This is a genomic window from Flammeovirga aprica JL-4, from assembly GCF_012844305.1.
In the GTDB taxonomy this organism is placed as follows: Bacteria; Bacteroidota; Bacteroidia; order Cytophagales; family Flammeovirgaceae; genus Flammeovirga; species Flammeovirga aprica.
Map to the genome: position 1 here is coordinate 17,853 of NZ_JABANE010000064.1, position 22,010 is coordinate 39,862.

General features: G+C 34.7%; 11 protein-coding genes. All 11 read right to left on the reverse strand.

Annotated features, from left to right (window positions below; genetic code table 11):
- Positions 1-466: 466 nt before the first annotated feature.
- Positions 467-4,447 (reverse strand): hybrid sensor histidine kinase/response regulator transcription factor, encoded by a 3,981-nt coding sequence (locus tag HHU12_RS20830; protein WP_169658672.1) that lies wholly within the window; start codon positions 4,445-4,447, stop codon positions 467-469.
- 148 nt (positions 4,448-4,595) lie between these two features.
- Positions 4,596-6,230 (reverse strand): right-handed parallel beta-helix repeat-containing protein, encoded by a 1,635-nt coding sequence (locus tag HHU12_RS20835; RefSeq protein ID WP_169658673.1) that lies wholly within the window; start codon positions 6,228-6,230, stop codon positions 4,596-4,598.
- 270 nt (positions 6,231-6,500) lie between these two features.
- Positions 6,501-7,397: an Rpn family recombination-promoting nuclease/putative transposase gene (locus HHU12_RS20840; protein ID WP_169658674.1), complete on the reverse strand. Its 897-nt coding sequence runs from the start codon at positions 7,395-7,397 to the stop codon at positions 6,501-6,503.
- A 176-nt stretch (positions 7,398-7,573) separates the two neighbouring features.
- Positions 7,574-7,810, reverse strand: coding sequence for a hypothetical protein (locus HHU12_RS20845; protein ID WP_169658675.1), 237 nt, complete (start codon positions 7,808-7,810; stop codon positions 7,574-7,576).
- Between the two features lie 406 nt (positions 7,811-8,216).
- Entirely contained in the window at positions 8,217-10,130 is a 1,914-nt protein-coding gene (locus HHU12_RS20850; protein WP_169658676.1) for a hypothetical protein, read from the reverse strand.
- Between the two features lie 417 nt (positions 10,131-10,547).
- Complete coding sequence (locus tag HHU12_RS20855; protein ID WP_169658677.1) at positions 10,548-12,452, reverse strand: glycoside hydrolase family 71/99 protein; 1,905 nt, start codon at positions 12,450-12,452, stop codon at positions 10,548-10,550.
- A gap of 149 nt (positions 12,453-12,601) precedes the next feature.
- Positions 12,602-14,872: a beta-galactosidase gene (locus HHU12_RS20860; protein ID WP_169658678.1), complete on the reverse strand. Its 2,271-nt coding sequence runs from the start codon at positions 14,870-14,872 to the stop codon at positions 12,602-12,604.
- A 235-nt stretch (positions 14,873-15,107) separates the two neighbouring features.
- Complete coding sequence (locus HHU12_RS20865; RefSeq protein ID WP_169658679.1) at positions 15,108-15,830, reverse strand: T9SS type A sorting domain-containing protein; 723 nt, start codon at positions 15,828-15,830, stop codon at positions 15,108-15,110.
- Between the two features lie 31 nt (positions 15,831-15,861).
- Complete coding sequence (locus HHU12_RS20870) at positions 15,862-17,289, reverse strand: hypothetical protein (protein WP_205959942.1); 1,428 nt, start codon at positions 17,287-17,289, stop codon at positions 15,862-15,864.
- 485 nt (positions 17,290-17,774) lie between these two features.
- Complete coding sequence (locus HHU12_RS20875; protein ID WP_169658681.1) at positions 17,775-19,547, reverse strand: alpha-1,3-galactosidase-related protein; 1,773 nt, start codon at positions 19,545-19,547, stop codon at positions 17,775-17,777.
- A gap of 8 nt (positions 19,548-19,555) precedes the next feature.
- Positions 19,556-21,889, reverse strand: coding sequence for a glycoside hydrolase family 2 protein (locus HHU12_RS20880; RefSeq protein WP_169658682.1), 2,334 nt, complete (start codon positions 21,887-21,889; stop codon positions 19,556-19,558).
- Positions 21,890-22,010: the final 121 nt, after the last annotated feature.

Genomic DNA, 22,010 nt, shown 5'->3' on the forward strand with positions numbered 1-22,010 from the left:
ATTAGGGGTATTTTAAGCATTATTAGGGGTAAAATAAGTATTTCAATTACCTGTTTTTTTTAAAAAAAAGGTGATTTTGAAATTACCCCCAATCCTCTTAATATTTAATTGAAATGGAGTCGTTTTTCATGTTTTTCGATAGCGATCTGTTTAAATATGCCTGCAATGTTAACTTTTAAATTGCCTCCATTTTTAAAAGCATTCGATTGTAGACGCGTTGCCTGCAACGCTAATAAGCAAGAATAAATTACAACTCTCAAAATTTATCACTAAGATTATTAAAATTGAAACGTTTCCGCTATTTGTAAAAAACGTAGCAGGCTACGTTGCTACGCAATTGTAGTTGCGTTGCCTGCAACGCTAATGCAAGAATAGACTACATCTCTCAAAATCTATCATTGAGATTCTAATACATTGAAACGTTCTTACTATTTGTGAAAACGTAGCAGGCTACGTTGCTACGCATTTATGCATCTTCCATCATTTCCTTTTTCTTCTTCTCCCTAAAATCTTTTGGAGAAACGCCAAACTGTTTGGTAAATTCTTTCTTGAAATATTTGTAATCATTGATACCTACCAAACCACCTACTACATACAATTTTAAATCTTCTTGCAGTAAAAGTTCGGATGCCCTTTTTAATCGGATAGAGCGGATAAAACCGGCGATCGTCATCCCTGTAAGGCCCTTCAGTTTTCTGTATAAAGTGGACTGACTCATACAGAAATGCTCTGCCAATGTCTCCACATGGAATTCATCATTTTCTAAATTCAAATTGATAAATTCTGATAGATCTTGTAAGAATTTTTCGTCTTTGTTTTCTGTATTGAGGCTGGCATTCGGCTCAAAACGGATTTTATTCTGGAAGTGTCGTTGTACTTTTATACGGTTTTGAAGGTGTGTATCTACTTTGGTATTCAGTACATTTACATCAAACGGTTTACGGATATAATCGTCCGCACCTGATTGTAATCCTTCGATCTCGTGTTTGTTATCTGTTTTGGCTGTTAATAGCAATATTGGAATATGTGCTGTAGAAATATTATCCTTTAAAAGTTGACATAATTCAATACCATTCATTTTTGGCATCATCACATCAGAAAGAATCAAATCTGGTATCACTTGCAGGGCTTTTTCCTTTGCTTCCTCTCCATTTGATGCTAGGATGATATGATATCTCTCCTCAAAAATAGTTTTCAAGTAACTTCTAATCTCCTCATTATCATCCACTATCAATACTTTTTGTTTCTCTTTTGGCTTTTCTTCCTCTACAATCACTTCTTCTATTACTTCCTCCTGCTCCTTATCTCTATCCACTACTGTATGTGGAATACTTACAATAAATTCTGTTCCTTTTCCTTTTTCAGAAGTAATTTCAATCTTGCCATTATGCAATTCTACTATCTTTTTTGTCAAAGCCAATCCAATACCCGTTCCCACCATATTGATGGTCTCAGTATCTTTTATTTGATAGTATCTATTAAAAATTTTCTCTTGCTCAGAAGATGAAATGCCTTTGCCTGTATCTTTTACATGCAGTGTTGCGAAGTTGTCATCATTATCAACAATCACTTGCACCGTTCCATTCAAAGTAGTGAATTTAAAAGCATTGGAAAGCAGATTACAAACCACCATTTCCATTTTATCATGATCAAAATTTAGCTTTACTTCGGACTTCTTTTTAATCAATTCAAAATTGATATTTTTATCATCAGACATGCTTTTGAAATTGTTGAATATCTTCTCTATAAATTCATCAAAACGATAAGGGTTGGTATTTAAACGTAACATACCATTTTCCGCTTTTCTGAAGTCGAGCAGGTTATTGATCAAGTCCAACAAACGGTTTGCATTATTATATATATTAGTGATTTTACTTTGAATTGGTTTTGGCAAATCCATTTTCACCATTTCTGACAATGGACTAATGATCAATGTTAAAGGCGTTCTTAATTCATGAGAGATATTTGTAAAGAACATTAGTTTTGATTCATTCAATTCATGTTCCTGTTCATTTTTGATTTTCTCAATTTTAAGATCGTTTTCCAAAGACGCTTTCAATATTAAGAAACGAATCACAAAATAGGCAATCACTAAGAACAGTGTAAGGTAAATCAATTTAGCCCACCACGTCAACCATAATGGAGGATGAACAATAAGGGTTAAATGTTTGATTTCACTATAAGATTTATAATCAAAAGTTGACCTTAATTGTAAATGGTATTGCCCAGGCTTTAAATCAATAAGGTTGATCAATTCATTTTTACCATTATCAATCCAATCCTTTTCCAATTCTTTAATTCTAAACTGATAATACAGGTGACTGTTGGCGTGATGGTTTGGAGAAATCATCTTCAACGAAATTGTATTTTCGTCATATTTCAATTCCAACTCATCCAAGTAATTAATTTGCTCTTTTAGGATAACTCTTCCATTAATTTCATCCCTTGGATAGATTTTTTTCCTGTGAATAAAGAAATCTGTCACTACAATATTAGGTATTCTTTCTGCCTGCAAATTGATTTTATCAGGGCTGAGAATATAAATACCATTAGTACCCCCAAAATAGATCTTTTCGCCATCGTTAAAAATAGCGTCATTGTTCATTACATTATTGACTTTCTTTTCTCTGTCAATGTTCAGAATATTCTTTTCGTTGGGACTGATTGTGCCTATGCCAATAGTATTACTAAACCACAAACGGTTATTCTTATCAAATGAAATACCGTTAATATAATCATTATTCAATCCATCTTCTACCGTGAAAATACGTTCTATTCTAAACTTATCTGTAATATCTGCTTTAATCAACCCTTGAGATGTAGAACACCACAGTTTTCCTTTTTGCTGAAAATTCAAAGACAAAACAATCAGTGAAGATCTCTTTTCTGTTGAAAATGCCTCTACTTTTTCGAAAGTCTTCTTTTCTTTATCAAACAGCTGTAAACCATTAAAAGTACCTAACCAAATACGCCCTTTGTCATCTTCACCAATAGTAGTGATTCTGTTATTGATCAGTTCTGAATCTCTGATTGTAAAGCGTAAAGGATTAGAAAAAGTAATGTCATTTTTTAGGTCAACGACAATCAGTCCGTTCATCTGAGTACCCAAGTAAAACATTCCTTCCTTATCAATATAAAAAGAGTTAGCTCTAATTTTATTTAAATAATGACCTACTATTTTCATTTGATTATTGGTTCTGTCCATTACGTACACCCCTCTTGTACCACCAAAAATCATATAGTTTTTCCAGTAAATAATCTCTCTTATCCTTTGGCCTTTTGATTCTGGAATCAGATGGAATTTCGAACTATTGGGTGAGAGATAAAATAAGCCTCCCATCCATGTGCCACACCAAAGTGTTTTGTACTGATCAACACTTACAGAGAGGATATTGTTATCCTCAAGTCCAATGTCGTTTGTGATTGAATTATGATAGTTTTTAAGTGAATGCTCATTGATCAGTTTCACCAAACCACCATTGCTAGTCCCAACCCATATATTATCATCTGCATCAAAAAAGATGTCCAATACACCCTCATATTGGGAATTGGTTTTAAAGTCTTTGATCAAAGGAAGCTTCTTAAAAGAATTCTGATCTTTATTACTCACGTACAATCCTTTCGTCCATGAACCTATCCAAATGCAACCTTCTTTATCTACTTTTACTGTATTAATACCTCTTACTTTTCCAGCAAGTTCACCCATATCAAAGGGCTCTATATTAAGTACCGAAGTTTTAGTTTTATAAAGTCCTTTTGCTGTTCCTAATATCAATTGATCCCTAGGGGCATCATAATACAACTCCATCATTTCACCGAAAAGGTACTTCTGTACTATCAATCTTTCCTCTGAGGGGTCATATTTATACAGTGTGTTAAAAGACGAAAACCACATGTTTCCAAACTTATCTTTGATCACATGTGCTACCTTTGCTTTTTCATTAAACCGCTTAATAATGCCTTCTCCAACCTTATAAACCACCACGCCATGATTGAATGTTGAGAGCCATAGATTTCCTTCATTGTCTTCAGCAATAGATGTGATTCTATTGATTTTCTTATCACTATCTTTCAGCGTAATATCATCATAATAAGTGAATTGATCCAAGCTGATATTGTAAGAAGACAAACCTCCACTCTGTGTACCTATCCAAGCAATGCTATCAGATTGAAGGTATAAAGCCGATATATTTTCATTTTTCAATCCGCTATACCTTTGAGATGGTCTTTTTACTTCGAAGTTTTTACTATCAAAAATTACCAACCCACTATTGGTTGCCAACCACAAACGCTTACTACTGTCTTGTCTGATTTTATAAGCATAATTTGTAGGCAATCCATTAGACACATTGAAATACTGGAATTGATAAGAGTCAAGTTGATGATCCGCCTTAACATCAAAAAATAGGCAGATAGTGATTAAAAAGAGTAGAGTAAGTAATTTCATTTCACAGTAATTGATAATAAACGTAGTAGATACAATTATACTATATATTAATATAATTTCTGAACGTATTTAGGAATATTTTGAGTTTGGGAAAGGTAACAAGAAGGTTGGTACTCATTATCAAATAAGTACCCACCTTTTTATTGTATTAGAAAACTTCAATTGCCCCAATACTAGGTTGATCGGCAATTTCATTCCCTAAAATATCATACTTCAAGTCTAAACCATATATCAATCCAATGCTGTCATTTTGGATTTTTTCAATGGCTATTCCTTTATTCTTAATCGCTTCAATATTCGTCGGTGTAAAGTCTTTCAATTCATTTCCGCTCTTATTCGCAAATAAAACATCAACAAAATGAGATGCTGAAGGTTGAATCAAAACCTCTTTTGGCCAATTTGATTTTTGATAGAAAACATTGTTCTTGAAAAATACATTTTCCACTTCAGAAGTACCTCCTTTATCTGGCGTATACTGATCCCCTAATACTAGTTTAGCTTCTCCTTCAAAATGGAAAATATTATTGGCCACATACACTCCTTTAGTAGCTTTATCCACAGCTATTTTGGCCGTAATATCTTTATTAACGTAAATTGTATTGTTATAAATATAACTATTGAAAGGCCCTTTTCTTGCTTTCTTACCTTGGAAACCGGACAACCAAAATACTTTTCCTTCTTGGAAAGCACCATCTACACCTTTGGTTCTGTTACCGTCGTTGACACTAATATTATACCTATAGCTACAGTTGTAGTTATTGCCCAAAATCTCTAGGAAACCGCCTGCATTATTTGAAGAATAGTTATATTGTAATACAATATTATTACAATTATAATCAATATGCGCTCCTGCTGAGTCACCCGGACCATTGGCATTTGTAAATTTATTTTTCTCAATTAAGACCTGATCTGATCCCCAAGTCCAAAGTCCACTACCTCTACCCCACTTTCTTGAATCATTATCACTGCCAGAATGATCCACATGATTATTATGAATGTGTCCCTTCTTCACTTTCGACATTTGAATTCCAGGGCCTCCTGTGAAACTCACATTACAATGATCCACTTCAAAATCCTGAATACTATGTTTGCTTCCACCAGTAAGTTTAATCCCAGTATGCGCCACATTATGCACCGTACAATTGCTCACTTTTAAACCCTTCAACACTGATGCTTGATTTTTCAAAAGTACTCTAATACCCCATCCATAAGATTGCGTACCATTTGCCGTCACTACTTCATCTTTCCCCCTTTCCAATCCTGGTGCATTACAAAAAATATCTTTCACTATAAGGTGCTCTAATGTCACATTTTCATAATCCCCATCACTTGATGTAGTATATAATACACCACATCTCATTTTCATGTCCTTGGTGATTGCACCTCCATTGGCCTCTACCTGAATATTCTCAACTTTTACATTCGAAACATTCTCTAATAAAATCCCATTCGCAAAACCTTTCGCATCAATAATTGCCTTTTCTTTTCCTGTAGAAGTGATCACCAAAGGTTTGTCCCATCCATGCCCAATATTTTTCAACTGAAGCATCTCCTGAAACGTCACTCCACTTTTAAGTTTCAAGGTATCACCCGCCTGTAGTGTAAGTGTTTTTATTGTAGAAAAGTCCTTAAAAGGCTCACTTTCCTTTAAACCATTGTTGGTATTTTTTCCTGTCTCGGCATCAAAGTAATAAGTAACTGATTGTTTTGTAGCTGTGTTAGTCTGACAACCCATCAATCCTATAAACACTAAGATGAAGGAGTAATAATTCATTGCTTTCATACTAATTCATTTGATTTATTACAATCTTAGCTTTTATACGAAATGAAAAAGGGGCTATTTTAAGCAACAGCAGGGGGAATTTCTATAATTTGTTGGTTTTTGGTGATTATAGGGCTCTTTTTGAATGGAAAGATCGTAGCATTTCTATTTATTATTGGTTATTGTTATGAGTGTTTTGGTTTGTTATAAGTTGAAAATTTATTCGATATTCAAGCTTATAACGATGTCAATCATCTTAACATTGCAAGAGTGATGGGTAAACCTAGAATTCTAAATTGAATCTGCTATTTCTTTCACCTCATCAATACTCAAACCTGAATACAAAGCCACTTTCTCAATATCTAATCCATCTTGAAGCATTGACTTTGCAGTTTCAATTGCTTTTTTTAGTTCACCTGCTTTCATTCCTTCTTTCAATCCTTCTTCCTTACCTTGCTTTCTTCCTTTTTCAACAGCTGTATCTAATGTGTTCAAATAATCTCTAAAAATTTTCAGATCTTCTTCATACCTCAACTGATCTGCCTTATCCAATGCTGTAAATTCTGTAATTGAAAATATTTTTTTGAAGATATACTCTTGATAAAAAGCGGGAGCTTCGGTAAAACTTTCTAGTCGATTTAAAATGTAAATCCATTTATCAAAATGATTTGATAATTCACTTTCTGATTTCTTGAATTTTGGTAATTCTAGGTAGATAAATTTCAACTTATCATAAAAAATTTCATTACGTTGGTTCTTCAATTCTACCACATGATGGAAATCTTCTGATAAGTCAAATTTGAAGTCCATCAAACTAATCACATAAACTGCTTTGAGTTCGTACTTCCACCCTTTACCATCGGGTTGACCTTTGGTAGCTTGTTCTTGAATAGGAAAAGTGGAATAATAAATCGTTCTGTCTTTAAAAAAGGTTTGGTGGGCACGTTGTAACTCAACGATAAACTTCTCCCCTTTTTCATTTTCACAATACAAATCAAAGATGGCTTTTCTATCCGTCTGATGAGCAGATAGCTTTTCAGTGGATTTATAAGTCAAATCATATACTTTATCCTCTTCAGGCAAGACGGTATTTAAGAAGTCAATAAGGATATCTTTATTATCTTCTTCTCCAAAGAGTTTCTTAAAGCCAAAATAGGTAAATGGATTGATATATTTTGACGTGGCCATATTCTTTCTATTTGTTTATCACAAAAATAAGAAGGGAAAAAGATTAATTATGGTTTTGAATCAGAAAATTATAGTTGATCTTCTTTTTGTTGGCTTCTAACAATTTCAAAATATCACTTATTACAGATTCAAACTTTGTGAGTATAGATACTTTTTAGATAGTTTGTCTCTGTGAGTTAATGGTTTTCTTCCATTACAGTGGAAGAAGAGGAATAATCACAAAAAGTTTCCAATAGTATCTGTAATTCATTTTTATCATAAACCTTCTTGTCATATTTTTCAATCAAATCATGATTCTTACTAATACAACCTATGACATCACCAAACCAGAAAGGTAATGTTTCAGTAAATTCATAGATATAAAATACCTTATCTTGATAGCGGTACTTTTCTTGAGTGTGAAAAGATTTCATACCTCTATTTTTACCTAAAGGGAGAAAATGTAATCGTCCTGGATATATTGTATTTACATATCCAATTGCATATTTTTTTTCTTCAAAAAAATACATAATGACAGAGACCCACATTATAACTATAAAAGGTAAAAAAAAACTTATCTAACTTGTTCATAAAATAATATAGTTGCTTTTTCTATTTCATTGATTTTGAAAAATATATTTCATCACTCCTTTAATAATAGTATTATCAATAGTTTACTACTTAATTTAAAGATATAAAACCTTCAGTTAAGAAACTTAATTACAAGGAGTACTATAACTTATCCCTGAACTTTACATGACTCTAAAAGAAATATATGAGGTGGAAGAGTTAGTGAACAAATTTTGATCACCAACTTCCCAAATATATCACAGCGATTACTTACTTCTGTTCTGAATACTCAGGCAAAATATTATATCCCCTCAAGGCTTCATTCTGATTATCCTCCCACATAGGTATACCTTGATTTTTCAAGGCACTTTCTTCCAATTCAAGCCAAATACCGTAATTAAATTCCGTTAGAATCTCCTTGATTTGCTGTTTGAATTTCTTGTAGTTTTTGGCTTGTATTTCAATGTATTTATTAGAAGCGATACCATAATTATACATAGCTTGAAGGTTATCAAAAAAACGTTCAGAAGAGGCTTTTCTCCATTTCTTTTCGTCTTCGTTCGAGATAAGGAATCGATTTCTCATCATTCTCATTTCGTTGTTCAAAATGATATCATGATTTTGACGAGCATAGTTTTCATCCAAGTTGGAAAAAGTATAGGTTAAGAAATCTGTAACTGTTTGTTTTCCGTCTATTTCTTTTGGAACAGAATATTGAAGTATCGTACGTCTAGCCCTCTTGACTTTAACTTCCATTTTGCCTTTTGGTTTTTCAACATAAAAAGCATGTGTCCCTTTTGGAGCAATACCTAAATATTGATTGTTAAAATAGACTCCACTTTTCTCTTTCAAGATTGTTACCACCTCTACACTGTCCATATCTTGAATTTGATATTTTTCCTTATTCCTGAAATTAATTTTCATCCCTTTGTTTTTATTGAATTCTCCAGGAAGGAAATTTTTAAAGGAAACTATCACAGCTTCTTCTTCTAATGTTGCTTGATTTTTCAGCCATTTGTTTTTGTATTCTTTTAATAACAAACCCATCCCATATCCATGATGTAATTCTGGAGCAAAATGAGAGCCTCTATTATAATAATTCCATGATGTTACATACAGTAAATCAGCCTGACGCTTTACTCCTTTCTCTAATAAATCACGAAGCACTGAAGTCATTTTGTAATTATGAGCCTTTACGTAGTTGTTCTCTCCACGTCCTTTTATGGTGCCTTCTACTCCAGATGGCAGTTTCTGTTTGGTGGAAATATCATAGGGTTTCACACTTTGCATATCTGGTACCACACACTGTATAAAAGGGCGATTTCTTTTTCTGCATAATGCCTCCAGTCCACTGATGCCTTTATCATAATTCTGTGCACTGCTTAAGGTATAAATAGCGGGAAAGAAATCTAGAATTTGATTCGTCAATACATCATTAGATACATAGTCAGCTTGATAGACAAAAGCCACATCATCTATCAATCCTTTCTGAAGTGAATGATATACTTCTGCTAATTCTAAAATTAAATTTGGGTTCTTTATAAATGCTGAAGCATATTTCTTTTTCAGTCCTTGATCAATGACCTTTTGAGGTGTTTTCGTAAACAAAATAACTTTGTTATCTCCGGTTCTCAACCATTTTTTGGAGTAATTTGTCATTTTGAATAACTCATTTAATGTTGACTCCGTTTTACTCAACAGCAAAGATACAGGCACCTTTTTGTTCCTTTTCATATCAATGATGATGGAGAACTTAAAGTCTATATTTTTTACCTCTGCTACTTTAATATATTCAGCAAAAATCTTCTTGAAACGGCTGAGGTAGTATTCACCTCCCAGCGGTCTTAATTCAAATTGAAAGCCATCAATACCCATCAATTTTGCTGACTTCATTTCAAACTCATAGGCATCACTGTTTTCCATGGGATTACTCATCAATGAGACAAGAGGAACAGTGGTTCTGTAATATTCTTTGGAGTCTGTTTTTGAAAATATGGATTCGTATTGCATTCCTTTCAAAAAAGCATCATTGACACTGTAGTTAAAAAAGGGGTGATTTTGGGCTAAAACTATTTTCTCAGGAAAAAAGACTTCAGCTGTTTTTTGAATGGGGTCTTGTGCGTACAAGGCACTCTGAGCAGTGAAAAATAATAGTATGATTTGGAGCAAAAAATGGTCTTTCATTTCAGTAGATATCAAAATATGTAACCAAGTACCAGGACAGAAGAAATGGAACAATAACTCGTGTACCATGACTGAAATCATGGGCTTGTGATATTGACTTCAACAACACTCTAGTGTTACCACCGTCACCAAACTTCAAGACTTTACTCTTGATGTAGGTTGGCTTATCACCTGCCCATAGTTGTAACTATGGTACAAGAAACACTCGTTTTCTTTTGTCCCAGTACTCAGACTTCAGAAAACTTTAGTTACAATATCAAAATTGAAAGAACTATGAATCAACTGCCTCGTCTGAATCTGTACGGACAGCTACTTTTTATTGAAACGCAGCTTCATTTTAAACCCATATTAATAAAAAAAGCCTTGGAACTGTTTCTTTTTCAGAGACAATTCCAAGGCATTTTAATGTTATCTACACTACTTCTGCTTCGTATATTCCGGCAAAATATTATACCCTTTCAAAGCTTCATTCAGATTATCTTCAACTATTGGAATCCCCTCATTGTTCATTGCACTTTCTTCCAATTCCAGCCAGATACCATAATTAAATTCCGGCAAAATCTCCTTGATTTGCTGTTTGTACTTCTTGTAGTTTTTCTCTTGCATATCAAGGCATTTTGACGAAGATGACCCGTAGTCATACATCGCTTGAAGATTATCTAAAAAACGTTTTGAAGCTGATAATCTCCATTTAATTTCGTCATTTTTAGAAATCAAGAATCTATTTCTCATTTTGTGCATTTCACTATCTAGAATAATATTCTGATTCAGCTGAGCATATGTTCTGTCTAAATTGCTGAAAGTATATGTGATGAAATCGGTTTTATCTTGATTACCAACTATTTGTTTCGGTACAGTATAATCTACCACCGTATTTTTATCCCTCTCGACCTTCACTTCCATTTTACCTTTCCCCTTTTCTACATAAAAAGCATAGATCCCTTTTGGGGCAAAGCCTAAGTGTTTCCCATTAAAATAGACATCTCCTCCTGCTTTCAAAACCGTCACTATTTCTACACTGTCCAAGTCTTGCAACTGATACTTTTCTTTATTTCTAAATCTGATTTGAACCCCATTATTTTGATTCAACTCTCCTGGTAAGTAATTTTTAAAAGAAGTAAAAACCATGTCTTCATGAGATTCAAAATTACTGTCCAGCCATTTGTTTTTATAGTATTTTAAAATCAATCCTAATCCATAACCATGGTGTAACTCCGGTGCAAAGTGTGAACCATTATCATAATAGTTCCATGAAGACACAAACATCATATCTGTATCTCTCTTTAAGCCTTTCTCCAGCAACTTACGCAAGTCTGAAGTCATCTTATAATTGTGTGCTTTTACAAAAGTCTCTTTGTCCGTGATATTCGTATTTTGTATGATTCGGTTGGTTTTTACACTATGACGATTGGCGCCTTGAAGATCTGAATAAACACTTTGGATAAAAGGTCGATTTCTTTTCTTACACACGTCAGCCAAACGGTCCATGCCTACCTCATAACTCTGAATACCTCTTAGGGTATAAATAGCTGGGAAGTGGTCCAAAACCTGATTCATGAAACGGTTGTTACCAATAAAATCTCCTTGATATACAAAAGCGACATCATCATGCAGTCCTTTTTTAAGAGAGGTATACACACCTGCTACTTTCTTCATTAAACTTGGATCTTCAAGAAATTGCTTTGTATACTTTTTTTCCAATCCTTCATCAATTACTTTTTGCGTGAATTTTGTGAAGACAATTACTTTATTGTTTCCAGTTCTCAACCACTTCTTCGAGTAGTTGGTCGACTTGAATAGCTCATTCAATGTGTTCTCTACTTTCATTAAAAGATATGAAACCGGAATGTTTTTAGTACGGTCCATCTCTATTGCAATAGAGAATTTGAAATCAATATTTTTATCCTCAGCTACTTTTACATAAGCAGAAAAAATCTTCTTGAATTGATTGATATAATAATCTGTTCCCAGTGGTCTAAATTCAAACTTAAATCCATCAATTCCCATCAGCTTAGCAGACCTCATTTCGTATTCATACGAATCACTATTTTCCATAGGATTCCCCATCATTGAAACCTGTGGAACAGTTGTTCTATAGTACTTGTGCACTTCGGTTTCACCTAAGGTAGATTCATATTTCATCCCTTTCAAATAAGCATCATTAATACTGAAATTATAATAAGGATGATTGAGTGCTAAAACTACTTTTTCAGGAAAAAATACATCAGCCGTTTCTTGAATTGGATCTGATTCTTGAGCAAAAGCAGTACTGCAAAGGGTGCAGAAATAAAGTAATAAGTGTAGTATAGATTGATATTTCATTTCAATAAAGTATTAAAAAAATTGTGACTCTAAGTACGTGTTCCATTCACAATATCATCGATAACAGTATTAAAAATCAAGATTCATCAACAAATAGACACTTATAAAAACATTATTTGGACGCAAAGAAAACATTTGCAATACTACCTTTATAAATCTCCTTTTTGATCAGTACTTACTCTCAGTAAATACACCTGGAGTGGTTCCATTTTGAAAGTTTGTTGAAGTGTTTCTGACGTAATCACATCTGTTATTTTGATACTTTTCTCCCCCTTTGGTAGATCAATTTTCAATGTTGACTCCGACTTTCCAACGTTGACAATAGAGACCCACTTGTCTTTTTTCTCATCTTCAAAGTAGCGCCAAATACAACCTTTATGGCTCGTTGCATTTTCTTCTGAAATCTTTAGTGAATTTGGAACTATCAGGCCTAAAGTCTTTGCTTGAATTTCACCCGAATTTTGAGCTATAATTAATGTTCCTTTTCCAGCATTCAAAGCGGTTAAGGATTGACCGTATTCATCTTTCAAAACACTCTTTTTATCCATCACTATTTTTCCGCCTTTATCTAAATAAGATTGTAAAGCATCTCTTTCACCGACGGTCATAAATGGTGTTTCTTCAATCACCACTACATCCCAATCTTGATGAGGTTGTGTATTCAAAATTCCTTCAGTTACAAATCCGACAGCTCTTCCTTCAAACAAGAAACGCTCATAGGCATGATACTCTTTGTCCATATGATTGTCGATGTTGATCGCTGAGGTTTCGGAGTGGAATATACGGATCGGTTTTCTTAATTTCTGAATCTTAGTCAACAACTCAGCATTAGCATTCATATCCATATACGTCAGTGTGATTTCATTCAATACGCGTGGCATTTGTGTCAAAGAAGCGGCATATCCTTTTGAATTTTTTCTTAAAGAACCGTCTTCACCTCTTGGCCAAAACCATGTTTGTATCACATCTAAACCTAACATTGTCGCCAACCAATAAGTCGCTCTAGCGTACTCTGGTTTCATTTTTAATTCCCTAAAACGGATCGTTGAGATAAAGTGGCCTTCTGAATTAAACACTAACTTTTCTGGACTTACTGATTTCATAAAATCATATCCCATACACATCTGTCTCCAATCAAAATAATATTTCGAAGCCCATTCTGGTTCTTTCTTTTGCCACATATCCGAGTACACTGCTCCGGCATCATTACCAATCACTGTCGATAAAGCCGTCAAAGCCTCTAAATCAATACCGTGATCTCTTGTGTTTTCTGAAAAAAGATGAGGCATAATTTTGATATGTGTATTTGCGTCGGGATCATATTTATGAATTTCATCGGATAAAAACTGGAACCACTCCACTCCTCTTAGTTGGTTAAATCGCATCCAATCGTACCATACAGCAGTTCCTTGTAATTCACCAGCCATTGGGATCGTCACCTTCACATTCTCAAAGTCAGCATAATCTGTTTCCCAAACTTGATTTAACGCCGAAATTGTCTGATGCTTTTCTTTTAAGAAATTTCTGAACTTTTTTAGCGTGAAATCAGAAACCGTACCCGTATCCCATGATTTTGCTTTGGTGTGCCAATGTGGTTCATTCGCAAGCATATAACCCAAACTACTATACTTCTTACCTTTGATATGAGGCACCACTTCTTTAAAAAGCAAACTTACTAATTCTCTTGAAGCAGGATGATCAATATCGTAATCAAAATACCTTCTTTTCCCTACTGATGCTTCTGGGTATTTTTCTGTAAACCACTCCGGAGGACTTAAGTGATTGATAAATGCTGTACCAATTCTACCTGAGGGTTGATTGATCAAATCTTGTTTGAAACGTTTTTTTAAAGTCCCTTTTTCATCTTCTAAAAAACGAGTAGAAAGGAAAATACCATCTAAATTACCGTGGTACTCTGTAAGGTAATCGGTCTTTGGTTTCCATGAATAATCTGCTAAGAAAACAGGCTGACCATTGTACATTACATCATCTCCTACAATCTCCGTTTTGCTCCAATCAATAATAGGAACCTCTTGTTTACTGATCTTCCCTTTTAATGCTAACGATAATCTTTCTTCCCCCTCTTCCAACATCAGTAAGATTTCATTTCTTTCGAAAGTCGGTAATTCCTCCGCTGTTTTGCGTGCCTCTTCCTTGTACCTTTTTACTTTCTTAAATAAGGCTTCGTTTCTGTCAATGTTCTTTTCGTCCCAATCTGCAAATTGACCACATATTTCAGCTGTCCTGATTGTACTTTTCTCTTTCGTCACATCAATCCCTTTTTTCTCCGCCTTTTTAATCAGCGTTTGAAGGGCTTTTTGTTTGGTGGATATCACTTCTTTTAAATCTTGTGCTTGAGCAGTAAATGTAATACACAATAATAGAAGGATAAAAAATGGATAGTTTGTTTGTCGTTTCATATTCGTAAGTATTTAATATAGTATTGATATCGCAAGTGTTAAGCCGGCAGGCGTCACTTGTGATTAGTAATTGGCGAAGTCTCCTGACTTCGAAATGAATATTTCAACTTTCCTTCAGTATTTCGAAGTCAGGAGACTTCGCCAATAATCAGTTCCAAGTGACGCTAGCGCTTAACACTTGAAACATTAGGGAGCTTTCCAAAAGCCAACGATTTCAATCGTGGGCCTTGTATATTTATTTCTTCAAAACTCTAAAAGTTTCTTCCCCCTCAACCGATACATAATAGGTTCCTTTTTGAAGTGATTCCATTTCCAAAACAGTATTGTAATCGTGGCTTCTTAAAGAAAGTACTTTTTTCGCATTACTATCGAAAACTGTAATATTATATTCTTTTTGAGTGCCATTGATATACAATTGTCCTACAGTTGGATTAGGGAAAACTTCAAATAGAGGTTGCACTTCTTTAGGTTGCATCAATAATTTAATTGGAAATTGATGCCCTTCGTACATTTCAAAATCATAACCCAAAGAAGGAAAGGCTTGACCAAATTGAGACGGCATGTAATACACCTTTGCTAAAGGATTTGAAATATCTGCTTTCAAGTGTTTTCCTTCCGTCTTATAATTGGTCATAATCCAATATTTCCCTTTTTCCAATTCGATATCTTGAATGGACAATTGGAGATTTTTCTCTGAAAGCTGTACAATATCTGAAGTGTATATTAATGCCCCTGGACCATCATTATCATCAGCGTAAATCCCAAATTGGGCTTGAACTTCGGTCGCATTATTCTCTAATTGAATGCCATTGATTGTCCCATCATTTTCTAAGAGATAAGGAACACCCACCACATAATCAGAGGATGATAAAATATCAGTATCGAAGGCTGTTGTTTTATTTTGTGCGAATAAAAATGTTGTATTCAACAAAAGCGAAATCAAAAATAGCTTTTTCATGTTTTCTTTGTTTAAAAGTTTAGAAAAGGGATTACTCATAGATATAGTCGTCGTCTGAAGCGCCGGTGGTGATGACTCTGGCTTCATTTCTATACACTACTTTATCTCCCGAAAAAGCTCCTCCCTGCACTGTTATCGCTGATTCGTTCGGAATATTTACATTGTATCGGCCCGTGATATTTCCGATTGTATTTTGGGAGAATTTTGCAGTAAACATAATCGGTGCTATAGGATGCGTTTTATAACGCTGTCCACCGGCATCTTTGATAATCAATGAATACACTCCCGGTTTTGGCGATCTGCTGTTTCTCACCGTCACCAATTTCTGACGAGCCAATTCTGTCATAAACCTCAATCCTTCAATTCCCGTATCCGCTGGGTAATTAGAAGCGACAAGATTATTTGTCCCATTAGAAACCGTATTGGTAATAGTCTGTTTAAAAGTGATATTCTCAAATGTGGCATTTGTAAATTTTCCTCTTCTTGATTGTGGTAATAAACTCGCTGACGCAATGTAAAGCGTCGATAAACTGTTTTCGGCATACAGATCCGTAGCGTAAATGTTATTACAAATCTTTGAGTGTGGTTTGATGAACAAAGCGCAGAAACCTAATTTATTCGACACATTTTTAATGTAAATATCATCAATTGAACCCATTTTTTGGTTAGAAGTCAGGTTCAAATCGTCATTGGCTTTTCCACTTCCCGGCTCTAGTCTTACGGTGATTCCTTGCTCCCCTTCCAAGTTTTCCATATAAATACGTTTTCCACTGAAAGGTTGTACCAAGGCATATCCCGTTCCAATGCCCGTTGCTTTTGCGTTTTTCACTACGCCTTGCATTGGAATTCTATTGAAAGTCGATAAATCATAATTCAATCGACCACTGGAATCTCTTCCTAAGAATTTACTATCGGCCACCAAAAACACTGAGGGATTTAAAGTGTAATTATCCGTGATGATAAATCTCGAAATCGCAAAATTCTTAACATAGGCTACCTTAAATGGTGTAGCCGTTTCGAGTGGTGCAAAATTGCTTAAATCAATCTCAAACCATGTCGAAGAACTTTCTGAAGCACCGATAATTTCGACATTGGAAATCACGGCTTGATTGGTACTAGAATTTCTACCTAAATTAAATAAGGTATTGTTTCCACCACTTCTATCAATGATAAATTTCACATTGTTGCCAATCTCAATTCTGATATTGGATTTAAGGTTGATTTGCCCCAAAGTATAAGTCCCCGGATTGAACTTGATTACACCACCACCAAGGCCAGAAAGTCGATCAATTTCACTATTGATTTGTGAAGCTGTCGCAATACCATCTCTATAAACAACAGTCTCATTGACCGTCACTTTATCAATAAAGAAGGTGAGGTTTTTAGTACCTACAGTTGCTCGTGTTGTACCCACTGTTCGTTGAGCATAGGTAGAAAAGTGCAGACACAACGAAGTCATGCCTATTAAAAGTAACTTGCTAATCCTGTTACTTTTAATGTGATTGTAAGAATAATTCATTGTTCATTTCATTTACAGAGTATCCTATTTAATACTCCACTTTTTCATTCATTTTAATAGCTAGCTGTTGATCTCAATTAAACTTAGTTTGCAAACTGCTTGAATTGATTTCTAGATCTAATGTAGATTGAAATAACAAAATGAACGTTGTTTTCCGTTAAATTGATGTTTCTATTGAAATAAAAATGAATGTACAATCAGGCACATTGAAATGACAATAGATTACATAGGGTTAACGTTAAAAATATTAGTTCGTAAAGTGGTTTTTAAAATGGTTCGTGAGCCACAAGGCATTGTGGCTCTACAAGACGATACCTTTTCAATTTAGCAATTCATTAAATTGAAAGTACAACTCCTGTAGAGACGCAATGCTTTGCGACTCACGAACCACCTTATCTCACCCCTCTTCCTTCTTCCCTCAAAAATCACATATCTCTCAACTGACCATCTTCTTTAATGATCACTTCCTCAAAACCTTTGATTTTGTTTTTACCAATTTCCACGTTTTTACAATGGTTGAATTCAAAAATTGGACGATCAGGGTGAAGCTCTTCTAATTCATTATTTTTGATGATTTCATTTCCTTTAATCAATAAACCATCCACATTATATGCCCATACAATTCGGCTATCAAATGTGTTGATTTTGTTATTGATAAAGCGGATATTTCTATCATAAATTGCTTTCTTATCGGTTGCTTTTCCTAATCTTGGCGTGATATAAAGCACCGCATGTTCCATCCCACTTGTGGCACAATTATAAAAAGTGTTGTTCTGAATCAATACATCTTCTACCTGCCCCGATTCAAACCAATGGAATGATTCACCTCTAAAGAAAACGGCTGACATACTTGATGAGAAGTAGTTCTCTTCAATCACAATTTTCTCTGGAGTTTTCAGTACAATATTTCTTGCTCTATGGTTTTGCATGGTGCATCCTCTCATCACAAACTCAGGATTCCATGTCTTATTTTCCATCAAATCACCACTTTTTAATGCCGATGGAAGGTCATTTTCAAACGTCAACTGAGTGTACTCTTCGTTGAGTTCTTTATAAGAAGCTACCTTTAAAACTTTCGCTTGACGATCTGGGCTTGGCTGATGGATCCACCAAATTTCATCTCCTTTTCCGGCAAACTGAAAACCGTATTGTTGGTAGTGCTCCAACTTCACAATCACGCTTCTTTTATTCACTACTTTATCAATAGAAACATACGTTCCATGCACGTTAGTGGCATCGTCCAGCATATTTTCAAAACGGCAGTTTTCTACCAAAACCTTTCCTTTTACATTACAAAAGTGCGTTGCATCAGCAGTAGAAGAAATCAATCGATCGCTGTCTTTTCTTGTGTAAACACCACTATTTTTTAATGTTACATTTTCGCTTCTCTCCGCCAAAAAGCCCATTCCTAGAGCATGGTGTACAACCACATTATCAAAGGAAATATCTTTAGACGAGATCATTTGAAAAGCGGGTGCATATCGGTTATCACCATGAGGTCCTTTAAAATTGATCTTATTGTTTAATGTTGGAAACTGTCTCATCGGGCCATGGAAACGGTACTTATTGCCCTCTAAATGTTCTACTTTCTCAGGTCGGCCATTTAAATCCAATCCCCCATGTGCCACTGCTTTTGTTTTCGGATCAAAAGTCAATGTATTTCCTAAACTGGAATAAGTAAAATGCTTGATATTAGGGAATTGTAATTGTCCTCTTCTAAGTTGAAATGAATAACCTTCTGTATCCATTACTACATCCATCCACTTTTCTTTTTCATTGACTGCTACAACCGTTCCCTGAATTGTAAACGGTACTTTCCAATCAATTTTGATGTTTTTGATGCTTACATTCTGACAGTTTTCAATTAAGAACGGAAACATCTGACCATTAAAAATCAACTCCGTATTCTTTCCTTCAATGGTTACTTTTTCAAAGTTTTCAAAAGGAAATGCAATACGTTTGATTCCGTTTTTATGGTTGGTGATAGGACAGTATTTCTCGTAGGCAAAATCAGGTTGGAAATAATATTTCCCTTCCTCAAAAACCAATTTAATTTCTTTATCATTTGCATTTTCTATCGCTTCACGTATTACGGGAGTCATATCCCTATCCCCTTGACGAGGAATAGGAATAATTTTCTCCGCATAAGATGGTACCACGAATACCAAAATTAGAAATTGAATTATGAATAATTTCATGTCGTTTGTTAGTTTAGTTTACGTTGAAGGCTTCCTTTTAATTGTTCCGATTTAGAAACTGCTTTGATGCTGATGTCTTTCTTCAAGCTATTGATTTTGATCAAAGCTGTTGCGATACCGGCATCCGTTGTAAGCGTTTCTGTATTCATTAATTGGATATCCCCTTCTAGTGATACATTAATTTCTTCTTGGTGATCGTGTACCAAAGTACCATTTTCATCTACCACTTTGATGTAGGCAAAAACCACATCTTGAGAAGCTAAAGGCACTGCTCTATCTGCCAAAACAATCGATAAATGATGTGCTTTTTCAGGTGTTTTCACCCAATCTTCTCTTACTTTTTTTCCTTTGATATACCCTTCTGCTCTTAGTGTTCCTTTCTTAAATTCTTTCAAAGCAAACGTAAATGGAGGATGCGAAAGGTTCGTTGATTTTTGGTCTTGATCTGGCTTTTGCTCACCAATCAATTGATCATTAAGATACAGTTTTACTTGCTCACAATTAGAATATACTTTCAGGGATAGAGGGGAGTTTTCATCCCAATAAGAAGCAATTTTCACCATGGCATCTTCTTTTTTAGAAGCGTCTTTTTGAGATTGATAAAAATAATAGGCGAATTTCTCAATCCTAAAAATGTCCGCAATTCCAGAATATTCGATATCCTGGTGGTAACCTCTATTGTAATCAAACATCACCCAATACCCGTCTCCAAAAGCAGTAGTTTGTAAGTTGTCGTTTAATGCTTCTTGTACATTGTAAGCCTGTTGTAATAATCGTTTTTCACCGTACGCTCTTGCTTGTCGGCTTGAAGTTTCATATCGTGTTTGCTTGTCTAATTGGTGTTGATTTAGACCTGCATTTTTTGAGTAATATTCCCAATCACCATACTCAGAAACAAAGTAAGGACCCTTCCAATGCTCCTGATCGTCGGGATGTAAAATACGGTGTTGGCGCGCTTGGAAGAACACATCATACCCCTCGTTCATCCAACCTGCTGAGTATGATGCTCCAATTGGATATTCTTCCTTTACAATCGCACTTAATTTCTTTCTAAACTCCAAAGGCATTTTTGTCTCATTCAAAGAAACTTCCCAAAGCAATACATTCGCATGGTTTCTATCTCTTCTGATTAAATCTCTTGCCGTTTGGAAAATCTGATTTCTAAAACCGTCCGTTGGTTTGTAATATTGCCATCCTAAAATGGCATCAATTGTCAATAACCCCAATGAATCACAAGCATTCATAAAAGCTGTTGAATGCGGGTAATGCGATAAACGAACGACATCAAAACCAGCTTCTTTGATCAATTTTGCATCACGAATTTCAGCTTGTTCAGATAGTGCATAACCCACATAAGGATACTCCTGATGTCTGTTCGTTCCTCTCAAATATCTTTTCTGTCCATTGATATACAATTCAGTCCCTACAAATTCCACTTTCTTAATACCAATTGTCGTTCGCTGTTGATCCACCACTTTACCATCTACAGTCACTTCGGTCATCAATTGGTATAAATTCGGTGAGTGTGTATCCCAAAGTTTTGGTTTCTTTACACTCAAATCTTGTGTAACTGTTTTTGTATTATTAGATGAAAGTTCGAAAGCTGAACCTTGGAATTTCATCACTTTCTTATTTTTAAAGTAAAGCGTTTGCGTCACTTTTACTTCCTGTACTTTGGAAGTTGTATTCTTTACTTCCGTCTTAATTTTTAATGATGCCTTATTCGCATTTACTTCAGGGTAATTGACAAAAATACCACCTCCAGCTACTTTCTCTTCCAACAATGGAAAAGTAATATGCACTGGATTTTTCTCAATCAACCAAACATTTCTATAAAGACCGCCATAAGTATTGAAGTCTAATATTTTTAAGGGTTTCGGCCCCGTAATCTCACTATCTGTATTATCCAACTTCACTACAATCACATTTTCCTTTTGAGGAGAAACGTAATCCGTCATATCAATGACAAACGGCAAATAACCCCCAAAATGTTTCTTGACATATTGCCCATTGACCCACACTTCAGCAATGTTCATCGCTCCTTCAAACTCTACAAAAATTCTCTTCTCTGCAGGGTTCGACTGCACTTTAAATTTCTTTCTATACCAAGAAACCCCCTGCCATTGATCATTCACTACCAAAGGCTCTAGTCGTGTAGTATGTGGTAAAGTTACTTCCTCCCACTGGCTATCATCAAAGTCTAATTTATGAAGTTTATCTACGTTAAGAGGGGCTTCCTCTCTTACAAATTTCCAAGAACTATTAAAGTTCACTCTATCACTTCCAAGGGCTTGAAATGACAGTATAAGTAGTACAATATTTAATCCTATCAGCTTCAACATTTTTATCTCATTTCATTCAAAAATATTCGATGTCACTACCCAAATATCAATGAATAATAAAAATTTGATGTTGTTCTCCGTACATGATCAGTCCTTTTACGTACGACTTTTCTATCAGATA